The organism is bacterium (assembly GCA_028820935.1).
In the GTDB taxonomy this organism is placed as follows: domain Bacteria; phylum Actinomycetota; class Acidimicrobiia; order Spongiisociales; family Spongiisociaceae; genus Spongiisocius.
In genome coordinates this window covers 1-25793 of sequence record JAPPHZ010000035.1, presented here as the reverse complement: position 1 = coordinate 25793, position 25793 = coordinate 1, and the positions used below count along the sequence as shown (strand labels likewise).

The 25793-nt window shown below is 66.7% G+C and carries 26 protein-coding genes; 20 read left to right on the top strand and 6 right to left on the bottom strand.

What is annotated here, in order from left to right; genetic code table 11:
• Positions 1-129 precede the first annotated feature (129 nt).
• From OXM57_09810 to OXM57_09795, 4 genes are all read left to right on the top strand, one after another.
• The gene (locus tag OXM57_09810; GenBank protein ID MDE0352973.1) at positions 130-657 is read left to right on the top strand and encodes a MerR family transcriptional regulator; all 528 of its coding nucleotides are present in this window, start codon (positions 130-132) and stop codon (positions 655-657) included.
• Between the two features lie 206 nt (positions 658-863).
• A complete protein-coding gene (locus tag OXM57_09805; protein ID MDE0352972.1) occupies positions 864-1106 on the top strand; it encodes a hypothetical protein in 243 nt (80 codons plus the stop codon).
• A 101-nt stretch (positions 1107-1207) separates the two neighbouring features.
• Positions 1208-2035: a lysophospholipase gene (locus OXM57_09800; protein MDE0352971.1), complete on the top strand. Its 828-nt coding sequence runs from the start codon at positions 1208-1210 to the stop codon at positions 2033-2035.
• A 12-nt stretch (positions 2036-2047) separates the two neighbouring features.
• A complete protein-coding gene (locus OXM57_09795; GenBank protein ID MDE0352970.1) occupies positions 2048-3028 on the top strand; it encodes a DMT family transporter in 981 nt (326 codons plus the stop codon).
• Here OXM57_09795 and OXM57_09790 read toward each other — a convergent pair.
• Positions 2967-3839 (bottom strand): hypothetical protein, encoded by an 873-nt coding sequence (locus OXM57_09790; GenBank protein MDE0352969.1) that lies wholly within the window; start codon positions 3837-3839, stop codon positions 2967-2969. The two genes, OXM57_09795 and OXM57_09790, sit on opposite strands and share 62 nt — an antisense overlap.
• A gap of 93 nt (positions 3840-3932) precedes the next feature.
• Between OXM57_09790 and mshD the strand changes: the two genes are divergently transcribed.
• Together mshD and thrS are read left to right on the top strand one after the other, a co-directional pair.
• Positions 3933-4769 carry a mycothiol synthase gene (gene mshD, locus OXM57_09785; protein ID MDE0352968.1) on the top strand — a complete coding sequence of 279 codons (837 nt, stop codon included), beginning with the start codon at positions 3933-3935 and terminating at the stop codon, positions 4767-4769.
• Positions 4770-4952: 183 nt separating this feature from the next.
• Positions 4953-6887 carry a threonine--tRNA ligase gene (gene thrS / locus OXM57_09780; GenBank protein MDE0352967.1) on the top strand — a complete coding sequence of 645 codons (1935 nt, stop codon included), beginning with the start codon at positions 4953-4955 and terminating at the stop codon, positions 6885-6887.
• A gap of 26 nt (positions 6888-6913) precedes the next feature.
• Here thrS and OXM57_09775 read toward each other — a convergent pair whose 3' ends face one another.
• Genes OXM57_09775 through fusA form a run of 3 tightly spaced genes read right to left on the bottom strand, consistent with a single transcriptional unit; the run spans position 6914 to position 10740 of the window.
• The gene (locus tag OXM57_09775) at positions 6914-7396 is read right to left on the bottom strand and encodes a hypothetical protein (GenBank protein MDE0352966.1); all 483 of its coding nucleotides are present in this window, start codon (positions 7394-7396) and stop codon (positions 6914-6916) included.
• Complete coding sequence (locus OXM57_09770; GenBank protein MDE0352965.1) at positions 7393-8673, bottom strand: citrate synthase; 1281 nt, start codon at positions 8671-8673, stop codon at positions 7393-7395. The genes OXM57_09775 and OXM57_09770 overlap by 4 nt, the downstream gene beginning before the upstream one ends.
• An 18-nt stretch (positions 8674-8691) precedes the next feature.
• Positions 8692-10740 (bottom strand): elongation factor G, encoded by a 2049-nt coding sequence (gene fusA, locus OXM57_09765; protein ID MDE0352964.1) that lies wholly within the window; start codon positions 10738-10740, stop codon positions 8692-8694.
• An 89-nt stretch (positions 10741-10829) separates the two neighbouring features.
• Between fusA and OXM57_09760 the strand changes: the two genes are divergently transcribed.
• The 6 genes from OXM57_09760 (at position 10830) to OXM57_09735 (ending at position 15690) form a co-directional block, all read left to right on the top strand.
• Positions 10830-11429 carry a CDP-alcohol phosphatidyltransferase family protein gene (locus tag OXM57_09760; protein ID MDE0352963.1) on the top strand — a complete coding sequence of 200 codons (600 nt, stop codon included), beginning with the start codon at positions 10830-10832 and terminating at the stop codon, positions 11427-11429.
• The gene (locus OXM57_09755) at positions 11422-12327 is read left to right on the top strand and encodes a phosphatidylinositol mannoside acyltransferase (protein ID MDE0352962.1); all 906 of its coding nucleotides are present in this window, start codon (positions 11422-11424) and stop codon (positions 12325-12327) included. The genes OXM57_09760 and OXM57_09755 overlap by 8 nt, the downstream gene beginning before the upstream one ends.
• Positions 12324-13361 carry a glycosyltransferase family 4 protein gene (locus OXM57_09750; protein MDE0352961.1) on the top strand — a complete coding sequence of 346 codons (1038 nt, stop codon included), beginning with the start codon at positions 12324-12326 and terminating at the stop codon, positions 13359-13361. The genes OXM57_09755 and OXM57_09750 overlap by 4 nt, the downstream gene beginning before the upstream one ends.
• A gap of 79 nt (positions 13362-13440) precedes the next feature.
• A complete protein-coding gene (gene pdxS, locus OXM57_09745) occupies positions 13441-14343 on the top strand; it encodes a pyridoxal 5'-phosphate synthase lyase subunit PdxS (GenBank protein ID MDE0352960.1) in 903 nt (300 codons plus the stop codon).
• A 26-nt stretch (positions 14344-14369) separates the two neighbouring features.
• Entirely contained in the window at positions 14370-14930 is a 561-nt protein-coding gene (gene pdxT / locus OXM57_09740; GenBank protein MDE0352959.1) for a pyridoxal 5'-phosphate synthase glutaminase subunit PdxT, read from the top strand.
• 19 nt (positions 14931-14949) lie between these two features.
• Positions 14950-15690, top strand: coding sequence for a YebC/PmpR family DNA-binding transcriptional regulator (locus OXM57_09735; protein MDE0352958.1), 741 nt, complete (start codon positions 14950-14952; stop codon positions 15688-15690).
• Positions 15691-15706: 16 nt separating this feature from the next.
• On the opposite strand, the gene OXM57_09730 is transcribed toward OXM57_09735, so the two are convergent.
• The gene (locus OXM57_09730; GenBank protein MDE0352957.1) at positions 15707-17428 is read right to left on the bottom strand and encodes a molybdopterin-dependent oxidoreductase; all 1722 of its coding nucleotides are present in this window, start codon (positions 17426-17428) and stop codon (positions 15707-15709) included.
• Between the two features lie 196 nt (positions 17429-17624).
• Between OXM57_09730 and msrB the strand changes: the two genes are divergently transcribed.
• Positions 17625-18038, top strand: a complete 414-nt coding sequence (gene msrB, locus OXM57_09725; GenBank protein ID MDE0352956.1) for a peptide-methionine (R)-S-oxide reductase MsrB — start codon at positions 17625-17627, stop codon at positions 18036-18038.
• Positions 18039-18534: 496 nt separating this feature from the next.
• A complete protein-coding gene (locus OXM57_09720) occupies positions 18535-19299 on the top strand; it encodes a class I SAM-dependent methyltransferase (protein MDE0352955.1) in 765 nt (254 codons plus the stop codon).
• Positions 19300-19821: 522 nt separating this feature from the next.
• Here OXM57_09720 and OXM57_09715 read toward each other — a convergent pair.
• Entirely contained in the window at positions 19822-20565 is a 744-nt protein-coding gene (locus tag OXM57_09715; protein ID MDE0352954.1) for a TIGR00266 family protein, read from the bottom strand.
• 163 nt (positions 20566-20728) lie between these two features.
• Between OXM57_09715 and OXM57_09710 the strand changes: the two genes are divergently transcribed.
• The 6 genes from OXM57_09710 to OXM57_09685 all read left to right on the top strand — a co-directional run.
• On the top strand, positions 20729-21973 hold the full coding sequence (locus tag OXM57_09710) for a beta-propeller fold lactonase family protein (protein MDE0352953.1): 1245 nt from the start codon (positions 20729-20731) through the stop codon (positions 21971-21973).
• Between the two features lie 152 nt (positions 21974-22125).
• On the top strand, positions 22126-23355 hold the full coding sequence (locus OXM57_09705) for an HNH endonuclease (GenBank protein MDE0352952.1): 1230 nt from the start codon (positions 22126-22128) through the stop codon (positions 23353-23355).
• A 53-nt stretch (positions 23356-23408) separates the two neighbouring features.
• Positions 23409-23846: a cupin domain-containing protein gene (locus OXM57_09700; protein MDE0352951.1), complete on the top strand. Its 438-nt coding sequence runs from the start codon at positions 23409-23411 to the stop codon at positions 23844-23846.
• Between the two features lie 120 nt (positions 23847-23966).
• Complete coding sequence (locus OXM57_09695; protein MDE0352950.1) at positions 23967-24506, top strand: GNAT family N-acetyltransferase; 540 nt, start codon at positions 23967-23969, stop codon at positions 24504-24506.
• A 39-nt stretch (positions 24507-24545) separates the two neighbouring features.
• Positions 24546-25370: an MBL fold metallo-hydrolase gene (locus tag OXM57_09690; protein MDE0352949.1), complete on the top strand. Its 825-nt coding sequence runs from the start codon at positions 24546-24548 to the stop codon at positions 25368-25370.
• 56 nt (positions 25371-25426) lie between these two features.
• The coding region (locus tag OXM57_09685) for a sulfatase-like hydrolase/transferase (protein MDE0352948.1) at positions 25427-25793 on the top strand (367 nt) is incomplete at its 3' end.

Below are 25793 nucleotides of genomic sequence, written 5' to 3'. Positions count from 1 at the left end.
CCCCGAAAACCGTTGGAACGCGGCACCCGATGGTCTATCGTACGGCTCGCAAACAGGTAATTACCTGGCTGTAATGACCAGATGACAGCGGGTCGGCGTCGACCTGCCGGGGAGGGGAGTCCCGTTCCGATGGACCGAGATGTCAACACCGAGAACCCGGCTGAGGCGATGCAGGGCTACCGGGCGCCCCAGGTATGCAAGCTGGCCGGCATCACCTATCGCCAGCTCGACTACTGGGACCGCACCAACCTGCTGCAGCCTTCATTGATCGCGGCGCAGGGATCGGGGACCCAGCGGCTCTACTCCTTCTCCGACCTCGTCCAGCTACGGGTCATCAAGGGCCTCCTCGACACGGGCCTACACCTCAACAGGATCCGGCAGGCGGTCGAATGGCTCCGCGAGCAGGAGTTCGACCTGCTCCTCTCCGAAGCCAACCTGATCAGCGACGGCGCCACCATCCTGACCAGCTTCGACCCGGAGGGAACCCAGGAGTACCTGATGGATGCCCTCCAGCGCGGTCAGGGAGTCTTCGCCATCGCCGTGGGACGGATCCAACGTGACCTCGAGGGGGAGTTGCTGGACTTCGCTCCGAGCGCGGTGCAGGCCGAGCTCCCTTTTGCTGAGCTCCAATCCGGTCCCGAGGCGGCCAACAGCTGACCTCCTCCGGCCCGAGTCCGGTCACATCTTCCCCTAGCGGCGTCGCCTTCGCCCACCACAGCGAGGTCCAGTTCGCCCTGCTGCTCGACTTCTACCACGTTCGCTGGGAGTACGAGCCCCGATCGTTTCCCATCCAATGGGACGACGAGGGTCGGCCCACCAAGAGCTTCACCCCCGATTTCTACCTGCCGGACGAGGACGTCTTCGTGGAACTGACCACCATGAAGCAGAGCCTGGTCACCAAGAAGAAGCGCAAGGTGCGCCTGTTCCGGGCCCGGTATCCCGACGTGGATATCAGGCTGCTGTACCGGCGTGACTACCTGCATCTGGTTTTCAAGTACGGCCTGGACTCGGCGCCACCATCCGGATCCGAGCTGGTCCCGACCCGTCACACCGGGCCGCCGCTCGTGACCCGGCTGACCGACCGCAACCGGAGCACGTCCGGCTAGTGACGTTCAGGGACCCCCGAGGGGACCCAGGGGTCTGCCCCTAGAATGCCGGCTACTTCGTGGCCATGGACCACCCCGGCTCCCAGGCAAGGTTCCATCGAATGACCGCCCCGCCCACCACCAGCATGGAGATCGTCACCACCCGCGGCGGCGTCACCGAATTGCGGCGCCGATGGGAAGCCGAAGATCCATGGGCCTCCCTCCTGATCGTCCACGGCCTGGCGGAACACTCGGGGCGCTACCGGGACGTCGGCGCCCGGTTGGCGGCCGCCGGTATCGACACCCACGCCTTCGACCTGATGGGCTTCGGAGCGTCCGGGGGAACCCGGGCCGACATAACGGACTGGCACTCCTACCTGTTCCAGTTGTCGGACAACCTGGCCCGGTTGCTGGACCGCGGCCTCCCTGGAGTCGTGCTGGGCCACTCCGCCGGGGGCCTGCTCACCATCGACTACGCCATGTCGCGCCATCGCCAACCCGACCTGGTGGTGCTCAATGCGCCGGCCGTGGACGCTGTCGTGCCGGCCTGGAAACGGAAGGCCTCCCCTGTCCTGGCCGGGCTAGTTCCCACCCTGACCCTCGCCAACCCGATCAACCCCGACGAGATATTCAACGACCCGGCGACCGTTGCCGGCTATCTCGCCGATCCGCTACTGGAACCGCGTACCACGGTCCGGCTGGGCGCCCACCTGCTCGGCACGATGGACCGGGTCGCCGCATCGCTCGACCGCTTCACAGCCCCGTGCCTGTTGACGCACGGCGAGGACGACACCCTCGTACCACCGGCGACGAGCGACGCGCTGGCCCGGCTCCCCAACGTCGAGCGACGACTGTATCCGGGCGTCCGGCACGCCTCCTTGCAGGAGCCGGTGGGCACGACGATCATCGATGACATCGTGGCATGGATCCGGACCATGACCGACCACTGAATCCCGATCAGCATGACGATCCGGACCGCGACCCTCCTACCTGCCCGCGCCAGGGGAATCCTGCTGCTGGCCGCCGCCGGGACCCTCTGGAGCACGCTCGGCCTCGGGGTGAGGATCATGGACACCGCCACCACCTGGCAGATACTGTTCTACCGGGCCATCGCCCAGGTTGTGGTGATCGGCGCCTGGGTGGCCATGCGCCGGGGACGGGGGTTCGCCCGCTCGTTCGCAGACATCGGCGCCGACGGGGTCATCGCCGGCGCCTCCATCTCCATGGCCTCCATCGCGTTCGTGTACGCCCTCAGCCTCACCACGGTGGCAGAGGCGGTGTTCCTCTTCAGCATGGCGCCGGTCCTGGCGGGGCTGCTGGGATGGGTGGTGTTGCGAGAACCCATCACCCGGATCACCTGGCTGGCAATGGTGTTGGTGCTGGCCGGGATTGCCGTCATGAACGGCCCGGCCGGGTCGGCTGGGGTCTCGATGGGGACCTTCCTGGCCCTCCTGTCCGCACTCGGATTCGCTTTGTTCACGGTGCTGCAACGCCGCCGCAGGCATGTCGACATGTTGCCGGCCATCGCCGTGTCGGGCCTGATCACGGCGGCGGCCACGGTATGGCTCATCGGCGGCACCGCGCCGAGCTCCCGCGACCTGGCGGTCGCTTTCTGGCTGGGAGGCATCTCGCTGGCCGGTGGGTTGGCGCTGTACACGGTCGGAGCGCGACACGTGAGGCCGGCCGAGTCGGTGCTCATCTCGATGATCGAGATCGTGCTGGCGCCGCTCTGGGTGTGGTGGCTCTTCGACGAGACGGCCGGCGTCGCCATCCTGGCGGGCGGTGCCATCGTGCTCGCCGGCGTGCTGATCCAGGCGCTCGGCCGCGACTCGAAGTCACGGCGGCGGGGGCAACGGGAACCCCCGTCAGACCCCCCGCGGCCTACCCATCCTCGCCGCCCTCGACGCCGTCCGGAGCCGGTTGCGCCTCCTCGACCGCAGTAGCCACCTGGCCGGCAAGGAGGCCGAACTCGAAAGCAGCCGTCTCGAAGGCCAGCAAGCCGGCGCGGCGGGTCTCCCCGGTATCGGTCGACTCCAGGCCCTCCTGCATGGTCTCCGCCGCCGCGATGAAGCTGGCGAGAGAGCCGGCCAGACCCTGTTGCAGCCGGGTACTGATCCCCTGCGGGGCCTCCACCCGGGCCAGCCGGGCGGAAAGGACGGTCACCCGGGACACCAGGGCGCCCATCTGCTCGACAGCTGCGTCGTACTCGAGGCTGCCGCTGTCCCAGCCGTCGTTTATCTGCCGCCCGGTGTCCATCGCATCCGCCACGTCCAGGGCCAGCAGCGAGATCTCATCTGCGTAGAACTCCAGGGCCGCCGCATCGCTCTGCAGCGATGTGGTCTCGACGGCGGGCTCCACGGCCTCCGTGGAGGAATCACGGCTGGTAAGGGTTCGCAGCCCGAGTACCAGGCCGGCCACCACCGCCAGGATCAGAGCAATCCGCCGCATGGAGCCCGGGCCGGAGGCGAACCGTGCCGTCCGGGCGCGGGATTCGGGCCGTCCTATCCGATGACGGCACCACCGGCAGATGAAGGTCTCGGGTGTCCACTGCTGACCGCACTGGGGGCAGAAGCGCGGCTCACCCTCCCGGGCGCCCGCCGCGGCCCGCGCTTCGCCGGACTCCGATCTGGGCGTGACCATCGCATCGGTCACCGGCACCTGCTCGGCCGGGCGGACTTCCGACCAGCGGGAATCCCCCGGACGGCGGGTACCCTCCGGCGGCGTTCGATCGTCCGACGAGGTCACGGCACTCACCCTCCGACGCCTATTCCAACCGGAGGATAGTTGTACCCTCCGGCGGCAATGGAGGTATGTCACGCTTCGCCGGGCGCGCTTGGGGAACAGCTGGTGGATCTCATCGCCATAGTCGCCGAGAAGCAGGGCGCCCCGCCCTTCGGGGAGGTCCTGCGAGCAGCCATGAACGACCCTGACGGTGGGGGACTGGGCTACGCCGCGTGGGCAGGAGGGAGCCTGGTCTCCTATGCCTTCGCCGCCCCCAACCCCGACAGGCGGGTCTGGACGCTGGAAGTGGCCGACAACTCCGGCCGGCAGGAGAGGTTTCTCACCGACGTCGTCCGGGGCCTGGACGCCGCCGGGATCGAGGAAACGGTGCTCTGGCTCCACACCCCGGCCGTCGAGCCGCCACCGGCGCTCTTCACCCACGAACGGGACCTGTACCGCATGGCGGCCACACTCCCCGTCCCCGGTACCCGCCCGCCACCGGAGGGCGTCCGATTCGCCGGTTTCGACGCCGATCGGGATGCGCAAGCCCTGATCGAGGTCAACAACCGGGCCTTCGAGGGTCATCCCGAACAGGGCGGCTGGTCAACAAAGGACCTGGCGCGGCGGACGTCGATGCCGTGGTTCGATCCCCGCGGAGTACGTACCGGCTGGATCGACCACCGCCTGGTCGCATTCCACTGGACCAAGGTCCACGACACGCCGGCGCCCGACGGGGGCGCGCTGGGCGAGATCTACGTGCTGGCGGTCGATCCCGCCTTCCTCGGCCGCGGACTGGGCCGCGCCATCGCCCTTGAAGGGCTTGATTACCTCTTTCGCCACAGGAAAGCCACCAGGGCGATCCTCTACGTGGACTCGGCCAACGTGGCCGCGGTGAACCTCTACCGGCGTCTCGGCTTCGCAACCGAGCACACCGACCGCGCCTACCGCTGGACGAGTTGCTAGTTGCTAGTTGCTAGTTATATGTGATAGGTTGTATCAGCTTAGATTATTCCAGTGTCCGTAGGGCCACTGACCGCCGGTCAAAGACCCTTAGGAACTAACCATCTCGTGGCCGGTGCCGGGACGAATACCCGGAGGTGGTGGTGCGTTGATTACGATGGCGCAGCCATCTTCCCGGACCCGGCCATGACCATAGAACTGATCCTTCCCGACCAAACCGTCATCCGCCGCGAGGCCGGAGTGACCGGACTCAGGGTGGCCGGATCGATCGGCCCGCGCCTGGCCGGCGCGGCCGTGGCAGTGTCGGTCGACGGCGTCCTGATGGACCTGGAGCAGCCGATCCATGCCGGGGGGCGGTTCGCGGTGGTCACCCCGGAGTCGGAGGAGGGTCGCCACGTGCTCCGCCACTCGGCCGCCCACATAATGGCCCAGGCGGTCCTCGGCCTCTTCGAGGGCGCCACCTTCGCCATCGGCCCCGCCATCACCGATGGCTTCTACTACGACTTCGACATCGGACGGCCGTTCACGCCTGACGACCTGGACGCTATCCAGGCGGAGATGGACCGTATAGTCGCGGCCGATCAGCCCTTCGTCCGGGAGGAGATGTCGCGGGCCGCGGGGCTCAAGCTTTTCCGGGAACATCCCTACAAGCTCGAGATCATCCGCTCGGTGGACGAGTCGGAGGTCGAATCCGGCGACGTGGTGTCCGTTTACCGCAACGATGGGTTCGTGGACCTGTGCCGCGGCCCACACTTACCCTCAACCGGAAGGTTGAAGGCCTTCAAGCTGATGCGGACGGCAGGCGCCTACTGGCGGGGGGACGAGAAGCGTCCCCAACTCCAGCGCATCTACGGGACCGCCTGGGAATCGCGCAAGGCTCTCCGGACCCATCTCCACCGGATCGAGGAAGCGGCTCGCCGCGACCACCGCAAGCTGGGCCGTGAGCTCGACCTGTTCTCGTTCCCCGAAGGCCTCGGCCCGGGCCTGGCGGTATGGCACCCGAAGGGCGGGATGCTGAGGCGCCTCGTCGAGGACTACAGCCGGCGCGTCCACGAGGCCTCCGGCTTCGACTTCGTGTTCTCGCCCCATCTGGCCAAGGCGGACCTCTGGAAGACCTCCGGCCACCTGGACTTCTACTCGGAGAACATGTACCCCGGCCTGGAGATGGATCAGGGCGACGAGTACCGCGTGAAGCCCATGAACTGCCCGTTCCACGTGATGATCTACCGCTCGGACGCCCGTTCGTACCGGGACCTGCCCATGCGCCTCTCCGAGCTGGGCGCCGTGTACCGCTACGAGAAGTCGGGCGTGGTACACGGCCTGCTCCGGGCGCGGGGGTTCACCCAGGACGACTCCCACACGTTCTGCACCCGTGACCAGGTTTCGTCCGAGCTGCAGCTCCACCTCGACTTCGTGATCCGGCTCCTTCGAGACTTCGGCTTCGACAACTTCTGGGCCGAACTGTCGACCCGTCCGGAGGAGAAGTGGGTCGGGGAGCCGGAGTTGTGGGAGCTGGCCGAAGAGTCCCTGGCCGAGGCCCTCGCGACGGCCGGCATTCCTCATCGCGTGGCGGCGGGCGAGGGCGCCTTCTACGGTCCCAAGATCGACGTGCATCTTGACGATGCCATCGGTCGCCGCTGGCAGATGTCCACCATCCAGGTCGACTTCTCCCTGCCGGAGCGGTTCGGCCTCGAATACGTCACGCCTGCCGACACGAGGGAACGCCCCGTCATGATCCACGCCGCCAAGTTCGGCTCGGTGGAGCGCTTCCTGGGGGTGCTGGTCGAGCATTACGCCGGCGCCATGCCGATGTGGCTGGCGCCCGTCCAAGCCGTGGTCGTACCGGTCGCCGACCGTCACGACGGCTACGCGGGCCGGGTTGCGGGCAAGCTCCGGGCCGGGGGCCTAAGGGTCGAGTCCGCCTCGGGACCGGGCAAGCTGGGGGAGAAGATCCGCCGGGCTATCACCCGGAAAGTCCCGGCCATCCTGGTGGTGGGCGACCAGGACGCCGCCAACGGTACGGTCGGTATTCGCCTCCGGTCGGAGAAAAGAGAGAGGCGGGGCGTTCCGATGGATGGGGCAGTGGCCGAGCTGGTCGATGCGGCCCGGCCTCCCCGCTGAACGTACCCTTCCAGCCCCCGGCGGGCTCAGGCGGGTTGCTCCAACTGCTCCGTGTACACCTCGTCGATCCTGCGCCCGCTGACCGCATCGATCCGGACCAGCGCCCGCATCAGGGGCGGGTCCTCCGCCGAGTACAGGATGAGGTTCCAGACCGGGCGTGACCGCCCTCCCACGAACCCCAGGGCGGCCGAGGCATGACCCACCGGGAACGGGGCCAGGGCTGCAGCCATGTCCAGCGCCCGCTCCTGGCCTATCGCCGGCGACCAGGCCGTGCGGTAGTGAACGTAGGCGAGGCCCAGCAGCCCGATCGCGACCACCCACAGGCCGGCGCCGAGGTTGGCCAGCGCACCGAACACCGCCAGCAACCCGGCGGTCAGGTAGATGCGGCCGCCGATCCGGCGACGGGCCGGGGACGGGAACCGGTACGGACCCAGCTGCCCGGAATCGAGATCGTCCGGGACGCCCGCTTCCCTGGCCACCTCGGCAGGGATGCGGATGCCGTCGGTCAACGTTCCGCCCGGGGCAGGTAGTCCCGCTGCGGGTAGCCGGTGTAGACCTGGCGGGGCCGCTTGAGAGGGGCGCTCGACGACTCCTTCATCTCCCGCAGCTGCGCCAGCCATCCGGGTAACCGGCCCAGGGCGAACAGCACGGTGAAAATCTCGCTCGGAAAGCCCATCGCCTGGTAGATGATGCCGGAGTAGTAGTCCACGTTGGGGTAGATGCGCCGCCGGATGAAGAAGTCGTCCGCCAGGGCTTCCTGCTCCAGGTTCAGAGCCAGATCCAGCAGGGGATTGGGCTGGTTGTCGAGGAGGGCGCGGGCGTGCCGCTTGATGATCAGGGCCCGGGGATCGAAGTTCTTGTAGACCCGGTGGCCGAAGCCCATGAGCCGGAAGGGGTCGTTCCGGTCCTTCGCCCTGTCCAGGAACAGCCCGGTGTCCCCGCCGGTGGACCGGATGTCCTCCAGCATCTCGATGACCCGCTGGTTGGCGCCGCCGTGAAGGGGGCCTGACAGCGCCAGGACGCCGGCGCATATCGAGGAGAACAGATCGGTCTGCCCCGATCCGACCAGCCGGACCGCCGAGGTGGAGAGGTTCTGGCCGTGGTCGGCGTGGAGGATCAGCAACGCCTCCATGGCCTGGACATGGGCCGGCCTGACCTCGTAGCCGGCGTCGCCCGGGTTGAAGGTCATGTTGAGGAAGTCGGCCACGTAACCCGAGCCGGGGTCGGGATCGATGTACACCCGATCCCGATCGCTGCGATGCGACCAGGCCACCAGCGCCGGCATCATCGCCACCAGCCTGGTAGCGGCCAGGCGGTTGGCCTCCACCTCTCCCGATCCCGCCGTTCCCGGGAAGTAGGCGCCCAGCAGGGCGATCGCGGTGGCGATCTTCTGCATCGGATGGGTACCGGCCGGGAGAGCCTCCAGTACCTTCTCGAACTCCTCGGGCAGGGAGCGGTACTCCGCGATGCGGCTCTCGAACGCCGCCATCTGATCGGAGGTGGGCAGCTCGCCCCTGTCCAGCAGGTAGGCAACCTCCAGGAACGTGGAGTTCTCGACCAGCTGGTCCACCGGATAGCCGCGGTACCGGAGAATCCCTGCTTCGCCGTCGATGAACGAGACCTCGCTGGACGTCTCGGCGGTGTTCACGTATCCGGGATCGAGCGTGACCATCCCGGTGGCCGACCGGAGGCTCCTGATGTCGAGCGCCCGCTCGCCCTCCGTTCCCGATGCGATCGGTAGGTCGATCGCGTCCTCGCCATCGACGCGGATTGTCGCCTTCTCCATGTGCTGCGCTCGTCCCTCCTACTCGGCCGCGGCCTTGGTCGCCGCCACGACCCGCTGCACTTCCTGGGGCGGAGCGGGCTCGTAGCGGGCGAACTCGATGTCGAAGGATCCACGCCCTCCGGTCATCGACCGCAGATCGACGGAGTAGCGCTGCACCTCGGCCATCGGGACCTCCACCTTCAGGACCCGGCTCCGCCCGTCGGCGTCCATCCCGAGCACCCGCCCCCGCTTGGCGTTGATGTCACCGATCACGTCGCCCATGTAGTCCTCGGGCACCCGGATGGTGACCACGGCGATGGGTTCGAGGATGGTAGCCCGCAGGTCGGAGGCCGCCGCCCGGACGGCCATGATCCCCGCCATCCGGAAGCTGAGCTCATCGGAGTCGACGGAGTGGAACTTGCCGTCATAGACCGTGGCCCGGACGTCGATTACCGGGTAGCCGGCCAGGATGCCCCGCTCGAGTGCCTCCCGGATCCCCTTGTCGACCGCCGGGATGAGGCTCCGGGGAATCGACCCGCCCTTGATCTGATCGACGAACTCGTAACCCTCGCCCCGATGGTTGGGCTCGAACCGCACGTATGCCACGCCGAACTGTCCCCGCCCGCCCGATTGCTTCTTGTGCTTGCCCTCCACGTCGGCCCGCCCCTGGATGGTCTCCCGGTAGGGAATGCGCGGTACGCCCGTGTCCACCTCGACCCCGAATAGCCGCGCCACCTTGGCCAGCGTGACGCTGACGTGGGCCTCCCCGAGGCCCGAGAGGACCGTTTCGCTGGTCTCGGCGCGACGCTGCACCATGATGGTGGGGTCCTCTTCCTGGATCCGGGCCAGGGCAGTCGAGAGCTTGTCCTCATCCTGGGTGGAGCGGGGCGACACCGTTACCTCGTGTACGGGGCGGGGCACCCGGACCGGTGCGATCTCGACATCGCTGCCCGAGGCCCTCAGGGTGTCGCCCACCCGCAGCCGGTCGAGCTTGGCCACCGACCCGATGGACCCGACCGTCACCTCCGGCAGCGCGGCGTGGTCCTTGCCCTGGAGTGAGAAGAGGCTGGACATCTTGAGCTTGTCCCTGGAGGGGTTCTCGAGCACGGTGTCGGGCCTGAACGAGCCCGAGAAGACCCGGAAGGTATTGACCCGGCCCACGTACTGGTCCCCCGATGTCTTGAAGGTGTAGGCCACCGCCGGGGCGTCGACATCGGGCGCCAGGTCGCCGCTCCGGGTGGCGGGCATGGTCCGCTCCAGGGGATCGGGGCCGAAGTCGACCACGAACTCGGCCAGCGTGTCGATTCCCACCAGCGAACCCGCGGACCCCACCAGCACCGGGAAGATGTCTCCCTCCAGCATCCCGTCGTGGATGACCTGCACCATCCGGTCCGCCGACGGCTCCTCCCCCTCGAAGTAGGCCTCCAGCAGGTCGTCGTCAGTCTCCACCACCGACTCCACGAGGGCGGAACGGGTCTCTTCGAAATCGTCGGCAACCTCGGGTGGAATGTCGGTCGGAGTGCCCTCCGTCCGGCCCGATCTGTAGCGGTAGGCGCGGCCCGAAACCAGCCTGACCACTCCGCTCAGGCTCTGCTCCTCGCCGATCGGAATCTGGATGGGAGCGATACGCTTGCCGAAGGCCTCCACGAGTTCGTCCAGGGTGCGGGAGAACGAGGCGCGGTCCCTGTCGAGCTTGTTGATGAAGACCACCCTCGGGATGCCCTCGAGGCGGGCGGCTTCCCAGAGGATCTCGGTCTGCACCTCCACGCCGTCCACGCCGGAGACCACGAACACGGCCAGGTCGACGGCTCGCAACGCCGCCAGCGCTTCCCCCACGAAGTCGGCGTACCCGGGTGTATCGATGAGGTTGACCCGGGTACCGTTGTGATCGAAGGATGCCACTCCGAGCCCCAGCGAGCTCTGGCGCTCGATCTCCTCGGGCTCGTGGTCCATGACCGTGTTGCCGGCATCGACGGAGCCGATGCGGTTGATCTCGCCGGCGTTGAAAAGGAGAGCCTCGGCCAGGGAGGTCTTACCGGAACCTCCGTGGCCGAAGAGGCCCACGTTTCGAATGTTCTCCGGTCGCATCCTCCTCCGCTTCCTTGTGGGGCATCCGAGTGTAGGCAATCATACGATGCTTGCCGTCTGTGGTAGCTTCCCGAGCGGAAGGAGCCACCGTGATCGAAGTCTGGGCCCGCGAGCATGTCGAGAAAGTGGTGGCGCCAATCGGTCGTGGCCTGGCCCGCCTCGGGGTACGACCCGCCCACCTGACCGTGACCGGGCTGGTGGTCACCCTGATCGGATCCGTCCTACTCGCCACCGGCAACGTGGTCGTCGGGGCCCTGGTGATCCTGGGCGGTTCGGCTCTCGACGGGTTGGACGGGTCGGTTGCTCGGGCGTCGCGATCGGATTCGCCCCGGGGTGCCCTGCTCGACTCCGTGTTCGATCGTATCGGTGAGACGGCCATGTTCGCGGCCTGCTCCTTCTGGCTCACCTCCCGGCTCTCACCTCAGGAAGGCGATCCTGCCCTCGTCGTGCTCTGCGTGCTGAGCCTGGGGGCCTCGCTGGTCATCTCCTACCTCCGGGCCAAGGCCGACATCGGGCGCGTCGAGGGCCGGGGCGGCCTGATGGGTCGGGCCGAGCGGGTAATCCTCTTCGCGGCGGGTTTCCTCTTCGATCAGGTCTCGGTCATGCTGTGGCTCATGGCCATCCTCACCTGGCTAACCGTCTTCCAACGGTTCTTCAAGACCTGGCGGCAGCTGTCATCGGGTGACTGACCTGCTCACCTACCTGACCTACCGGGCAGGCGCGGGGATCTTCGGAGCTCTACCCGAACCGATCGTCCGCCACCTGGGTCGCTGGGCAGGCCGGCTCTGCTGGCTCTGGGCGCGGGAGCGCAAGGCCATGGCGATCCGGCATATGGGACGGGTTCTCGGCCGGAGCGATGCGCGGGCCGTGGAGCGAGCGGCCCGGGAGGTGTTCAGCGCCTATGGCCGCTATTGGGCGGAGACGCTCTGGTTCCGGCCGCGGCGGGCGGAGGCGGTGAGGTCACGGGTGACGCTGACCGGGCTGGAACACGTCCGGGCGGCCCAGGAGACCGGGAGACCCATCGTGGCGGCGCTTCCCCACGTGGGCAACTGGGAGCTGGCGGGCACGCTGGCGGAGGATGCGAAAGTACAGATCACCGCCGTGGCGGAGGCGCTGGCCAACCGCCGGCTGGCCCGGTGGTTCACCGGCATGCGGGCCCAACTCGGTATCCGGGTGGTGCTGGCGGAAGGCCTGTCCACGATGCGGGCGCTGCGCAAGGACCTGCTGGAGGGACGGGTCATCGCGCTGGTCGCCGACCGTGACATCGGCGGGCGCGGCGTGGAAGTGGAGTTCTTCGGAGAGAGGACCACCCTGCCGGCCGGCCCGGCTGCCCTGGCGATCCGCAACGGTGCGGTCCTGCTCCCCGTGGTCTCGTACTTCAAGCGGGGCGCGGGTCACCGGGTGGTGGTGCTCGCTCCCATCGAGGATCCCGGTCCGGAGGACCCGGACCGGATGGGCGGCATCACCCAGAGCCTGGCGCACCGGTACGAGGACATGATCCGGGAAGCACCCACCCAGTGGCACCTCGTCCAACCCAACTGGCCGTCCGACCGCGACTTCCTCGAGCGGCGCCGGGAGGATGCTTGAGGGTCGCCGTCATCTCGCCCTACGCCCTCGACATCCCGGGTGGCGTCCAGCAGCAGGTACTCGGGCTCGTCGAGCATCTGCAGCGGCAGGGCGAGGAAGCCTTCGCGGTGGGTCCGGGAGCCGGATCCGGTGCCGCGGCGGCGAACGCGGGCCGCCCCGTGATGTTTCCGGTGAACCGCTCCCGCGCGCCCATCGCCCTGTCGCCCGTGGCCTTCCGCCGGGTGCGGACCGCCGTGGCCGGCGCGGACGTGATCCACGTACACGAGCCTATGGTCCCCCTGGTCGGATGGGCGGCTCTCCGGACCGGACGGCCGACCGTGGTGACCTTCCACGCCGACCCGTCTCCCGCGTTCCGCGCCGCGTACCGATGGGGGAGAGGCTTGGTGCGGCTGTTGCTGGGAGATGTGGTGGCCACCGCGGTGAGCCGGACCGCCCGAAGCGCCGTCGAGGGGCTCGGTCTCGACCTGGTGGAGATCCCCAACGCCGTAAATGTGGCCTCCTTCCGGGTCGAGGCGCGACGCGATCCTCGCCGGGTGGCCTTCGTAGGCCGGCCCGACCCTCGCAAGGGCCGGGACCTGCTGCTGTCCGCCTGGCCGGTGGTGCGCTCCGAGGTACCGGACGCCCGGCTGGTGGTGGTCGGTGGCGGGGAGTCGCCCCCGACCGAGGGCGTCGAGTTCCTGGGCCGGGTGTCGGAGGCCGAGAAGCGCTCCGTCCTGGCCGGCAGCGGCGTGTTCTGCGCCCCCAACCGGGGCGGAGAGAGCTTCGGGATAACGGTCGCGGAGGGCATGGCGGCGGGGTGCGCCGTGGTGGCCAGCGACCTGCCCGCATTCGAGGACGTGCTCGGCGGGACGGGCCTCATGTTCAGGAACGGCGACCCCGCCGCCCTGGCCGGCACCCTCAAGGCGGTGCTGGCCGACCCGGGCATGAGGGAGCGCCTGGCGGAGGGATCTTCGGCCCGGGTCGAACGGTACGACTGGGGGAGGGTGATCTCGCGGTACGTCGAGTTGTACCGCCTGGCCACCCGCGCCGGATAGCGCTCTTAAGGGTTGCGCTGAGGCTTGGACACGGTAGAATATTCCTTATAACTGGTACTATCGAAAGGACGAAATCGCCATGGAACAGGGCACCAAGGCGGAGACGACCGGCACGCTGCGGGTAAAGCGTGGCCTGGCCGAGATGCTCAAGGGTGGCGTGATCATGGATGTCGTCAACGCCGACCAGGCGACCATCGCCGAGGAGTCCGGGGCGGTGGCTGTCATGGCGCTGGAGCGGGTTCCCGCCGACATCCGGGCGCACGGCGGAGTGGCCCGGATGGCCGACCCGAGCAAGGTCCAGGAGATCATGGAGGCGGTCTCGATTCCGGTCATGGCCAAGGCCCGGATCGGACACTTCGTAGAGGCGCAGGTGCTCCAGAGCCTCGGGGTCGACTACATCGACGAGTCCGAGGTCCTGACCCCCGCCGACAACAATCACCACATCGACAAGTGGGCCTTCACCACGCCGTTCGTGTGCGGCGCCCGCAACCTCGGCGAGGCCCTGCGCCGCATCGCCGAGGGCGCCGCCATGATCCGCACCAAAGGGGAGCCGGGCACCGGCAACGTGGTCGAGGCCGTCACCCACATGCGGCGGATGAACCGGGAGATCGCTCAGGCGGCCACCGCGGGCGACGACCAGATGATGGCCCTGGCGCGGGACATGGGCGCCTCGGTCGAACTGCTGCGAGAGGTGGCTGGATCGGGCAGCCTGCCGGTGGTCAACTTCGCCGCCGGCGGCATCGCTACGCCCTCGGACGCCGCCATGATGATGCAGCTGGGATGCGACGGCATTTTCGTGGGCTCGGGAATCTTCAAGAGCGGCGACCCGGCGGTCCGGGCCCGGGCGATCGTGGAGGCCACCACCTTCTACCGCGATCCCCAGATCATCGCCAAGGTGTCCCGCAATCTCGGTGAGGCCATGGTGGGGATCGAGATCGACGACATTCCCCCCGGCCAGCGGATGCAGGAGCGAGGCTGGTAGCGACCGCGCCCGAGGCGCCGGCTCCGGTGGTCGGGGTGCTCGCCCTCCAGGGAGACGTCCGCGAGCACGTCCGGATGGTGGCCGCCTCCGGAGGCATACCCCGGGAGATCCGGACGCCCGCCGATATGGAAGGCATCGACGCTCTGATCATTCCGGGAGGGGAGTCGACCACCATCGGGCGGCTCGCCACCCTCTACGGGCTGGTCGATCCTCTCCGTAGCCGCATTTCGGACGGGCTCCCCACCCTCGGCACCTGCGCCGGGATGATCCTCCTGGCCTCGGCGGTGACCGGAGGAGACCAGCCCCTGCTGGGGGCGCTCGACATGGTGGTGGAGCGGAACGCCTTCGGTCGCCAGAACGAGTCGTTCGAATGCGACCTGGCCGTGGACGGCTGGGAGGATACGTTCCCGGCGGTCTTCATCCGGGCGCCCGTGGTGGACAGCACCGCACCCGACATCGAGGTGCTGGCCAGCCACGACGGCCGGCCCGTCCTCGTAAGGAAGGACCACGTCATGGCGTGCGCCTTCCACCCCGAGCTCACGGGCGACCACCGTGTTCACCGGATGCTCATCGACCTCGCGGTTTGACGACAGGACTGGAGAGTCAATGGCCGGTCATTCCAAGTGGGCGAACATCAAGCACCGCAAGGGGCGCCAGGACGCGGCCCGGGGCAACCTGTTCGCCAAGCTGTGCCGCGCCGTCGAGGCAGCGGCTCGCCAGGGTGGGGGCGATCCGGCGGGAAACGCCGTGCTGGCCACCGCTGTCGACAAGGCCAGGTCTGCCTCGGTGCCCAAGGACAACATAGAGCGGGCCATCAAGCGCGGTACGGGAGAGCTGGTAGGCGAACGCTTCGACACGGTCTTCTACGAAGGCTACGCACCCGGGGGAGTGGCGCTGCTGGTGCAGGCGCTCACCGACAACCGGAACCGGGCCGCCTCGGATATCCGGTCCGCCTTCACCCGGAACGGGGGCAACCTCGGCGAGCCGGGCTCAGTTGCCTACCTCTTCGACCAGAAGGGTTACCTTCTAGTAGAAGGTGAAGAGGACGACATCTTGATGGCGGCCCTGGAGTCGGGCGCCGAGGACGTCCGGGAGAGCGGCGATCAGTTCGAGGTGATCACCGCGCCGACCGACTTCCCGGTGGTCCGGGACGCCCTGGCGGACGCCGAACTGTCCGTGCAGACCGCCGAGATCACGCAGCTTCCCTCCACGACCATCCCGCTGGACGCTTCCGGTGCCGCCAGAGTCCTGCGCCTGGTGGACACGCTGGACGAACTGGCCGATGTGCAAGGCGTCTACGGGAACTTCGACATCCCCGACGACTACCTGGCCGCTCTGGCGAAATAGGGGCGCCGGCGCCGGATCAGACCCCTACCACCTGGATGGTGTGGTAGCCCGTGGCCCCGTCCGGGCGCGGCGGAACTATCTCGGAGGTCTGGGTGGTCCCGGTCCCATCCGTGGCCCGCACGGCAATGGTGTGGGCGCCCGGAGTGAAGTCGTATTCGAGGTGCCACTGGCGCCAGGTGTCGATGGTGAGCTCCTCGGGCAGGATGGCCTCCATCCACGGGCCGCCATCGACCTGGACCTCGACCATCTCGATGCCCCGAGTCTGTGCCCAGGCCACCCCGGCGATGGCTCGCGTACCGACCTCGACGGTGCCCGGGCGAGGCGTGTCGATCCGGGACTGGGTCTTGATCGGGGCCTCCTTGGCCCAACCACGCGGTATCCAGTAGGCGTCGAAGTCCTCCCAACGGGCGAATTCGACCTCGGACAGCCACTTGGTGGCGGAGACGTACCCGTACAGGCCGGAGACCACCAGCCGGGCGGGGAAGCCGTGCCTGACCGGGAGGGGCTCTCCATTCATGCCGATCGCGAGCAACGCCTCCCGCCCGTCGAAGACCGCCTCTGTGGGGAAGCCGACCGTGAAGCGATCGACCGAACGACCGATCAACTGCGTGCCCTCGGGCCGGACACCGGCCCGCTCCACCAGGTCCTTCAGGGGAACGCCGAGCCACTTGGCGTTGCCGATCAGGTCGCCGCCCACAGAGTTGGAGACGCAGCAGATGGTGATGTAGCGCTCCACCATGGGAAGTGCTATCAACTCGTCATAGGTGAGGCTGAAGGGTGAGTCCACCAGGCCGGTGAAGCTGACCTCCCAGGTGTCCAGGTCGACGTTGGGGATGCTGAGAGCGGTGTCGATCCGGTAGAAGGTCTCGTTGGGCGTGATCAACTCCGACACCCCCTCCACCTGGGCGATCTGGGCGGGTGTCGGATCTGCCACGGTGCGTACCACTTCCGTCTCGGCCACGGTGGCGGCAGTGGTCTCCACCACCGGGGCTTCCTCGACAGCCACGGTGGCGGCCACCGTCGTGGTGCCGGCAGGGGCGGCAGTGGTCGAGGGTGAGGCGGCCACCGTAGGAAGGGTGACCTGCTCACGGGCCGCCACCACCGACTGGGTCCGGTCGGCGGCGAGCCGCCCGATCACCACCTGGCCCGCCGCGAGCACCACTGCGGCGCCCGAAGCTGTCATGAACGCCCGCCGGGAGTCCGGAGATACGGCCGCGGCGGCATCGGTGGCTTCGGTGGCCTCGGCGGCAGGTCCCTGGAGGAGGCGGCGAAGCAGGACCAGCACGACGATGCCGCTCCCGGCCGCCCCTATGGCGGGAATGAAGGTGGCGCCGGCGGTGGCGAGCGGATCGGTGATCCCCAGGGCGTAACCGAGCAGCCCGAAGGCGACGAACCCCATCGCGGCCAGCGGCATGCGCTCGCGGGCCACCACACCCAGCAGGCCGCCGATGATGATGGTCACCACCACGATCCCTCCGATCAGGACCGCCTTGTCGTTGGTGCCGAAGACGGCGATGGCCCAATCCTTGAGGGCAGCCGGGGTGATGTCGATGAACCTCTGCCCGATCGTCAGCACCAGCGAAGGCGCCGACACGAAGAACGAGGCGAGCATCTCGGAGAAGGCCACGGCGAACCCGCTCGCCACCAGCCCGGCGAGGAAGTAGTCCCTGGTCGATCTCCACCCGCTCGGGGGTGGGTTGCCCGAGGAGACGGCCTCGGGGACCGCGGGGTCAGCCATGGGACACAGTTAGGATCATCGGGACGGGGAGTCTGCCGATAGCCCCGGCCCGGCGTGTATGTTCAGTTGCCATGGGCACAAGGATAGGATCATTACGATCGCTATTGCAGGGGTTCCGACACCGAGTCCGTAGTCGGTTGTATCGAAGCCTGCATGTCGCGCCGGAATCAGCGCTACCAAGGGAAGGACCGGAAGAATGACCCCGACCCAGAGCGAAGCGGCCGCCATCCCGCAGACCGAGGAGGAGTGGCGGGAGAAGCTGACCCCGATGCAGTACCACGTGGCTCGGGAAGCCGGTACCGAGCGGGCCTTCAGCGGCGAGTACTGGAACACCAAGGACGCCGGCACCTACATGTGCATCGGTTGCGGGATCCCGCTGTTCCGCAGCGAGACCAAGTACGACTCTGGGACCGGATGGCCCAGCTTCTACGAGTCGGTCGACGGAGCCCCGGTGGAGGAGCGCCACGACTACAGCTACGGCATGGTGCGCACCGAGGTGGTGTGCGGTAATTGCGAGTCACATCTGGGGCACGTCTTTCCCGACGGCCCACAGCCGACCGGCCAGCGCTTTTGCATGAACTCCGCCTCGCTCGAACTGGAACGCGACTGACCCGGCTGGGTTTCCCCACAAACCGCGCGGTCACCCTCCACAGAGGGGTTGAACGTGTCACACCGCCGTTGTATGTTAGTAGATAACCGTAATTACCAACGGCCCGGTTCGGACGTCTACCAGGCCGCACGAGGGATCATATCGTTCGAGGCAGCCCCCACCAGGATTTGGCACCGATGCTCAGCCAACCCCAACCTATATGCTGTCAACCACATAACGTCAGTCGCAGCGACCTCCCGGACGGATTAGACGAAACCAAATGCCGGATTCGGCACCGATGACGGCTCATTACAACACCTCCAACCCGAGTGGCATTTCCCACAGTCCATTATCTACGGCACCCCGTCAAGAGATAGCACCGATAGAGTCAGCCCATGAACCCACGAGCGCCACAAATGGGCAGCTTGGGTTTGAGCAATACGATCTGTGCTACTCCGGCAGATATGGCGGCTTCATGGCTGAACGACGGGTAAGCGATCCGGGCGAGGCGGAGTACATGTTCGGCGACGGCAGCACAGCTTCCGACCGGTTGAGGCTATTGGCCCGGATCTTTGCCCAGTCCTCGCGTAGCTTCGTCAACGAGGCAGTTCCCGACCCGCCGAATCTCGCAGTAGACATCGGATGCGGACCCGGCTACACGACGCGCCTCATCGCCAGAACACTGAAACCGCGCCTAACAGTAGGGATGGACACCTCCGAGGTGTACGTGGCCCAGGCGCAGCGTACCGCTAGAAGGAGTGTACGGTACCTCGTTCATGATGCGACTGCTGTCCCTTTCCCCACAGGCCCGGCGGATGTCCTGTACGCGCGATTCGTGGCTACACACCTACGGGATCCGGAGGCTGTGATCAGCGCATGGGGATCGCAGCTTGTGAGAGGCGGCGTACTACTGCTGGACGAAGTGGAGTCGATCACCACTTCGAACCGCGTGCTGTCACAGTACCTGGAAGTCGTGAACTCGCTGTTGAACCACGAGGGAAGAACCCTCTACATCGGCCCTGTATTGGACACGATCACGTTGCCGGAGTTTCTCCAGACGAGAGCGAACGGAGTCCGGTCACTGCCCGTGCTGGACAGGCGCGCAGCGGAGATGTTCCGCCTCAATATGGAAGCGTGGCGACACCGAAGATTCGCTACCGACACCTATGGCGCAGACGCAATCCGTCTGCTGGCCTACGAACTCGACGTGATGGCGCGCGGCTCCAGTCCAAAGTCGACCATCGAGTGGGAGATACGACAAATCGCGTTCGAGCGCTCCTGACCGGGAGCATCCCGCGACGGGCTCAAGCAAGCTCAACTCGGCTCAGCATTTCGCGCCTCGCGTCCTCACCAATATCGTCTCGCAAGTCCGTGCCCAGAGGGACCCCGACCGTGACACACGTTGTTCGCCGCAGCGCGAACAGCTCGAACCGTGAGGCCACTATCGGATGGCTGGCATCCCAGGCTGATAGCTCGGCGGTCTCAATATGGTGGCCGTGCACACGGAGCGCACGAACCAGGGCCATAACATCACCCAGCAACTCCATGTACCGGTCTTCAGGTCACGCTTACAGCCTTCAGTTCCCGAAGCAGCCGAACGAAAGTCAGGTAGTACACGACGACCGCCGCCGCACCCAACTGCCGCGTTAGACGAAGACCAAATGTCGGATTTGGCGCCGAAGACCAGCAGACCCCCACCAGGGCATAGCAGAACGCGCCCCGACCCAGGTGGTGGCGGTGGGGGAGGGCCCGGCGGGCGAAGCCCGCTCGCCGCGATCTTCGCGTTCTCGTCCGGCTCGGGCCGCTAGCCGCTGTTGCTGGGCGGCGGGATGTGGCGGATCACCTCGTCGACCACCTTGCTGAAGGGGAGCGACTGCAACCAGACCCGCCCCGAGCCTTCCAGGGTCGCCAGAAACAGGCCCTCGCCGCCCAAGAACATGGTCGATGTCCGCCCGGCCCGCTCGATCGAGAACTCGATCTGGGGCTCGAACGCCACCACGCAACCGGTGTCGATCCTGAGCTTCTCGCCGGTCAAGTGCTTCTCCACGATGGTGCCGCCGGCGTGGAGGAAGGCCATTCCGTCGCCCGAGAGGTCCTGGAGGATAAATCCCTCGCCGCCGAAGAAGCCGACGCCGAGTTTCCGGTTGAGGGCGATGTCTAGCTTCGTACCCCTCGCCGCGCAGAGAAACGCGTTCCTCTGGGCCCGGATCCGGCCGCCGAGCTGAGCGAGGTCGAGCGGCACGATCTTTCCCGGATACGGAGCCGCGAACGCAACCTTGCGCCGGCCGCCGCCCTGGTTGGTGAAGTGGGCTAGGAACGCCGATTCCCCTGCCAGCGCCCGCTTGCCGGCCGACTTGAGCTTCCCCCAGGCCCCCTGGTTGGGCTCCGACCCGTCACCCATCTTGACCTCGAACGTGATGCCGTCCTCGATATACATCATCGCCCCGGACTCGGCCACCACCGTCTCCTGCGGATCCAGTTCCACCTCGACGAACTGCAGGTCATCGCCCACAATCCGGTAGTCGACCTCATGACTCCTCACGCCCACCTCCCAAACGCCGATACCAATGGACCACACGCAGAACTTACCACCGCGCCGTCCGTAGTTTCTGCCCGGCCGCGGTACGGAATCCGGTGTTGCTATTGAGCAATCGATTCATGTAATAGAGCATTGATATGATGTTGCACATGTTTGGAAGGTGTCCTCCAAGATGCCGGTCCGGTTCCGGATGCTGAACTCGATGCGCGTGAGGGTGGCGTCCCGGTTCGTGGCCGCGAGCGTTGCCCTTCTACTGGGATTCCTCGCTCCGGTATACCCGGTCGGGGCGGCCGGCAAGCCGCTGACAGACATCGCGCCCTTCGGCACCATGGTCGTGAACGGATTCCTGGTGCCGATTCCGCGCCCGAAGAACGACCAGCTCGTGATGCACCCGGTGGCCCGGATCGCAGGCGACCTCGCGCCCAAATCGGTCGTGGCGTCCGGAACCGGCTTGTACCTGGCTCAGAACATGATGTACCGGCACACCATCTCGGTCCTCGACCACACGAAGCGCATCGTCAAGACCATCGACGACTCCGTCAACCTGCGGGAGTTCGGGTATGACGCCTCCGGAGATATCTACCGGGGAGCACCCGTGGAAGCGGCCTTCACGTCGGACGGATCGTTCGCATTCGTATCCAACTACCGCATGTACGGCCCGGGATACGACTCGCAGGCCGGCAGCGACACCTGCGGGAAGGACCAGGGACAGGACAGTTTCGTATACCGCATAGACGCCACGGCGCTCGAGATCGACCGTGTCTATCCGGTCGGTCCCGTACCGAAACACCTGGCCGTGACGCCGGACAACCGGCTCCTGGTGGTATCGAACTGGTGCGGCTTCGATGTCACCGTGATCGACCTGGTCACGCACGAGACGCTTGCGGAGATCGACGTCGGTCGCCACCCGAGAGGCGTCGCGGTCACGGGCGACGGCAGGACGGCCTACGTGGCCGTCATGGGATCCACCGGCATAGCCGCCATAGACCTCTCGGCCTTCTCACCCGAACAGGGCGATACCGGGACAGCAGACCAGCCGGCGCTGACATACATTCGCGACGTCGGGATCTCGCCGCGCCACCTGGTGTTGAGCCCGGACGGCAAGACCCTGTACGCCACGCTCAACGGAGAGGACGCGGTCGTGGCAGTCGATCTCGACTCGGGACAGGTCGTCCGCCGCGTCCGGACCGGCCAGGCACCCCGCAGCATGGACATCTCCGCCGATGGCACGGCCCTGTATGTCGTCAACTACAGGTCGCACACCGTGAGCAAGATACGGACCCGCGACTTCATGATCCTCCAGGAGTTCGACACGACTCCCAGACCCATCGGCATCACCTACGACCCGTTCAACAACGAGGTCTGGGTCTCAACCTATACGGGCACCATCCACGTATTCGCCGAGCAGCCCGGATAAACACTGACCAACTCGAATTGCTCCCCGGGATGCTTCCCCCAACCCAGCCGTCCGATATGCCAAATCCGTTATATTTTTGAGCTTTCTATATTTTTGAGATTTCTGCGATTGTAGGGGATAGTTTGTCATAGCCAGACGTTATATTAGTTGGTATGTACGAAGCACCGACCTTTCATGACGCCGACTCCATTCTGGTCGCCGAGAACAACCTCAAAGACACACAGCGGGAGATCGACCGGCTCCGCGGTCGCCAACTCGCCTGGCTCAAGATGGTGATGCGCCACCGGGGGATCGTACGCGACGGATACCGATCCCTCATCGACTGGACAGCATCTAGACTCGACATACCCCACACCGTTGCCCGGGATCTCGCCTACCTGGCCCGCCGGCTGGACGACGACACCATCGACCTCATAGGCCGCGGGCACCTGCCGTTCGACCGCACCGTCTCCCAACAACGCCTCCTCCAAGCCGGAGCCACCCCCGCCGACGTAGCCGCGTCAGAGGACCTGGACCTAGCGGGGGTCACGAAGCTGGCGACCAGGTTCCGCAAGCTCAGCAGGGGAGACGAGCGGAGCGCCTTCGAGCGGCAGTACGTCAACCTGCGCGTGTCCGACGACGGCGCTGTATGGCACCTGTCGGGCAGGCTGACTGCCACCGACGGGCAACTCGTCCGCCAAGCCCTAGACCGGCGAGCCGACCAGATACCACCCCTCACCCCAGAATTTGATCCCGAGCTCTCGCCCGCTCAGAGACAGGCCATCGGCCTAGCCACCATGGCCCAGGACGACCTGGACCAGAACCTCACACCAGGCGACCCCGCCGGGCGGGAACCCGTCATCATGCTCATCAAAGATGAGACCCTCGCCAACCGATCCGACGACACCCAAGGAGTCGAACTGTTCAACGGTCCACGAGTCGGGCGACTGGCCGTCGAGACGGCCGAGTGCGAAGGACGCACCGAAGAAGTCACCATCCAAGACAGCCAAGTCGTAGAGATCGGGCCGACCAGACGCCACATACCCAAACGGCTCCGCCGGGCCGTGCTCGCACGGGACCGCAGATGCGTCATCGACTCATGCCAGAGCAGCTACCGGCTCCAAACCCACCACGTCATCCCCAAACGCGACGGCGGTCCCGACACGGCCGACAATCTAACCACCCTCTGCTGGTACCACCACCACATCGCCGTCCACCGAAAAGGACACCGCATCGACCCCCACACACCACCACACCGCCGCCGGCTCCTACCACCCCGAACCTGGGCCCACTACCGGCACCCCACCAACCTCGAATACCTCAGCCCCCACGAACAACAACAGCGCGCCTACCAGTCCTTCCTCGACAAATACCACCCCCAACAACCCCACCCCGGCGGATAGCAGGACCATCACTAGAGTTGGACGCCCAATTCGCCTGCCCAGGGACGGTGGTCATGTCCATCCGTAGGTTCACCGAAGTCGAGGCCTACCAGCACGCCGACGACGGCTACTACTACCGGCCGCTGGTCTCCGGGAAGGAACTGTTCTCCTACGTGGCCCACGTGCCCGCCGGCGGCTACATGCCGCCCGATGCCGAGGAGGCCGAGCTGTTCGAGTTGTCGCTGTTCATGCTCGAGGGACATCTCGACGGGATCCTCGACGAAGACCGCGTAGCCCTTTCTCCCGGCGATGCGCTCCACATTCCCAGGGGGATGCCCTTCGGAGTGGAGAACCGGGGTTCTGCCACGGTCTCGTTCGTGCTCAGCTTCGCACCGCCACCGCCCGGAGTCGACCTCGACGCCATGAAGCAGTCAGCCATCGACCGCGGCCGGGTAGTCATCGAAGCCGCTGACGTGGAAGATGTAGTAGGTCCGGTCACCTTCCCCGGTTAGCCAACACATCCAGCCACTAACCGCCCGCCAATGCCGACTCATCACCCATACCGAATGGCGAGGGCGGCGTCGTACCGGAAACGCCCCGCGTCCCGAAAGGCCTGGTAGTAAGGTGTTTCCATGCGTATCAGGACTGCGGAACCGCGGGATGCCGATTCGCTCGCCAGGGTTCACGTCGACTCGTGGCGGTCCACCTATGCCGGCATCTTGCCCGACGAGTTCTTGGCCGGACTCTCGTACCGGGACAGGGAGTCGTTCTGGGAACAGGTCCTGACGACGGCGCGGCCCACCGTCAGCAATTTCCTCGCGGAGACCGAGTCCGGTGATGTGGTCGGCTTGGCCGCGGGAGGGCCGGAGCGAACCGGGAACGAGACTTACCTGGGAGAGCTCTATCTCGTCTACCTGCTCGAGCAGTACCAGCGCAGGGGCTTGGGGCGCCTTCTCGTCTCGGCCGTGGCCGAGAGGCTGTTGGCGGACGGGTTCGACTCGATGCTGCTGTGGGTGGCGAAGGACAACCATCCCGCGTGCCGCTTCTACGAGGCTCTCGGAGGGGAACCGATCGACAGCAGAACCATCGACATCGCCGGAGCAGGCGTAGCTGAGGTGGCCTACGGATGGCTGCAGGTCGCCGACCTCGTGACCGATCAGGCGGGAGTTTGAGCAACCCACAGCGGCAGCCGCAGGCTCCTAGGACCTGACATGCGAGTAGCGATCCTGGGTTCGGGGTGGTGGCACCGCACCCGGGGCGGCCCGGCCCATGTCGTGTCCTTCGGGAACACCAACGTCATGTTCGACTGCGGTCGAAAGGCGGTCAGCCGTCTCTTTGCCGTCGGTATCCCCCCGGGGGAGGTATCGGCGCTATTCATATCCCACAGCCACTTCGACCACAACATGAGCCTGGTCGAGTTTCTGTTCGGCTCGTGGCTCACCGGGCGTACCGAACCCGTCCCCGTCTACGGACCGAAAGGCACAGCCGCGCTCATCGAGGCCCTGGTCGGCCCGGACGGCTTCTATGCCCGTGACATCGCCTCTCGCACCGACGGCTCGGTCGGCATGGACCCGAGGGGAATCGAGGTGCTGGCGGGCGACGTGGAAGCTCCCGGAGTCGTCCACGAGGGAGAGCACTGGAAGGTCACGGCGGCCTCAGTTCCCCACTCCCGCTTTCTCGACGCCTGGGCATACCGGCTGGACACCGAACAAGGGTCGGTGGCCTACTCGGGAGACACGGCGCCGTCGGACGAGATGATCCGGCTGGCGCAGGGAGCCGACCTGCTCATTCACGAGTGCACGGCCACGGAGGCGATCATCCGGGAAAAGGGTCTCGAGGACTTCCACACCTCATCGACGGAAGTAGGGAGGATCGCCTCGGAGGCGGGCGTGCGAATGGTGGCAATCGTGCACTTCGGCGGCAACGGTGATGCCACCGGACGGAGGGCGGTGAGGCGCATGGCCCGTGAGGTCCGGCGGGGCTTCAAAGGCAAGGTGTTCGTCGGCGGCGATCCGCGCACAATCCGGATAAGCTGAAGCATCGGTGGTAGTTCGCACCGCGGCGCCCGTTGGGGAACCATCCTGGAGGTGAGATGGATGCTCCGAACGTCGTCATGATCGTCCTTGACGACCTGGGTTTTGCCCAACTCGGATGCTACGGCGCCGAGATCTCCACTCCGAACATCGATCTTCTGGCGGAAGACGGGCTCCGCTACAACAGTTTTCACGTTACGTCGCTATGTGGGCCGACAAGAGCCACGCTCATAACAGGTCGCAACCACCACGCTGTCGGTATGGGGATCGGTCCCGAGGTTCCGATGGGATTCCCCGGCTATACGGGGCGGATACCGAAGTCTGCAGCAACCCTTCCCAGGCTGCTGCGCGACTCCGGCTACAGCGCTCTGGCGGTGGGGAAGTGGCACCTGACACCCCGCTTCGAGCGCAATCAGGCAGGCCCGT

Coding starts and splice junctions, on each gene's coding strand:
- OXM57_09810 (MDE0352973.1), top strand. CDS start 130: ATGGACCGAGATGTCAACACCGAGAACCCGGCTGAGGCGATGCAGGGC.
- OXM57_09800 (MDE0352971.1), top strand. CDS start 1,208: ATGACCGCCCCGCCCACCACCAGCATGGAGATCGTCACCACCCGCGGC.
- OXM57_09795 (MDE0352970.1), top strand. CDS start 2,048: ATGACGATCCGGACCGCGACCCTCCTACCTGCCCGCGCCAGGGGAATC.
- thrS (MDE0352967.1), top strand. CDS start 4,953: ATGACCATAGAACTGATCCTTCCCGACCAAACCGTCATCCGCCGCGAG.
- OXM57_09770 (MDE0352965.1), bottom strand. CDS start 8,673: ATGGAGAAGGCGACAATCCGCGTCGATGGCGAGGACGCGATCGACCTA.
- fusA (MDE0352964.1), bottom strand. CDS start 10,740: ATGCGACCGGAGAACATTCGAAACGTGGGCCTCTTCGGCCACGGAGGT.
- pdxS (MDE0352960.1), top strand. CDS start 13,441: ATGGAACAGGGCACCAAGGCGGAGACGACCGGCACGCTGCGGGTAAAG.
- OXM57_09735 (MDE0352958.1), top strand. CDS start 14,950: ATGGCCGGTCATTCCAAGTGGGCGAACATCAAGCACCGCAAGGGGCGC.
- OXM57_09730 (MDE0352957.1), bottom strand. CDS start 17,428: ATGGCTGACCCCGCGGTCCCCGAGGCCGTCTCCTCGGGCAACCCACCC.
- msrB (MDE0352956.1), top strand. CDS start 17,625: ATGACCCCGACCCAGAGCGAAGCGGCCGCCATCCCGCAGACCGAGGAG.
- OXM57_09720 (MDE0352955.1), top strand. CDS start 18,535: ATGTTCGGCGACGGCAGCACAGCTTCCGACCGGTTGAGGCTATTGGCC.
- OXM57_09710 (MDE0352953.1), top strand. CDS start 20,729: ATGCCGGTCCGGTTCCGGATGCTGAACTCGATGCGCGTGAGGGTGGCG.
- OXM57_09705 (MDE0352952.1), top strand. CDS start 22,126: ATGTACGAAGCACCGACCTTTCATGACGCCGACTCCATTCTGGTCGCC.
- OXM57_09700 (MDE0352951.1), top strand. CDS start 23,409: ATGTCCATCCGTAGGTTCACCGAAGTCGAGGCCTACCAGCACGCCGAC.
- OXM57_09695 (MDE0352950.1), top strand. CDS start 23,967: ATGCGTATCAGGACTGCGGAACCGCGGGATGCCGATTCGCTCGCCAGG.
- OXM57_09690 (MDE0352949.1), top strand. CDS start 24,546: ATGCGAGTAGCGATCCTGGGTTCGGGGTGGTGGCACCGCACCCGGGGC.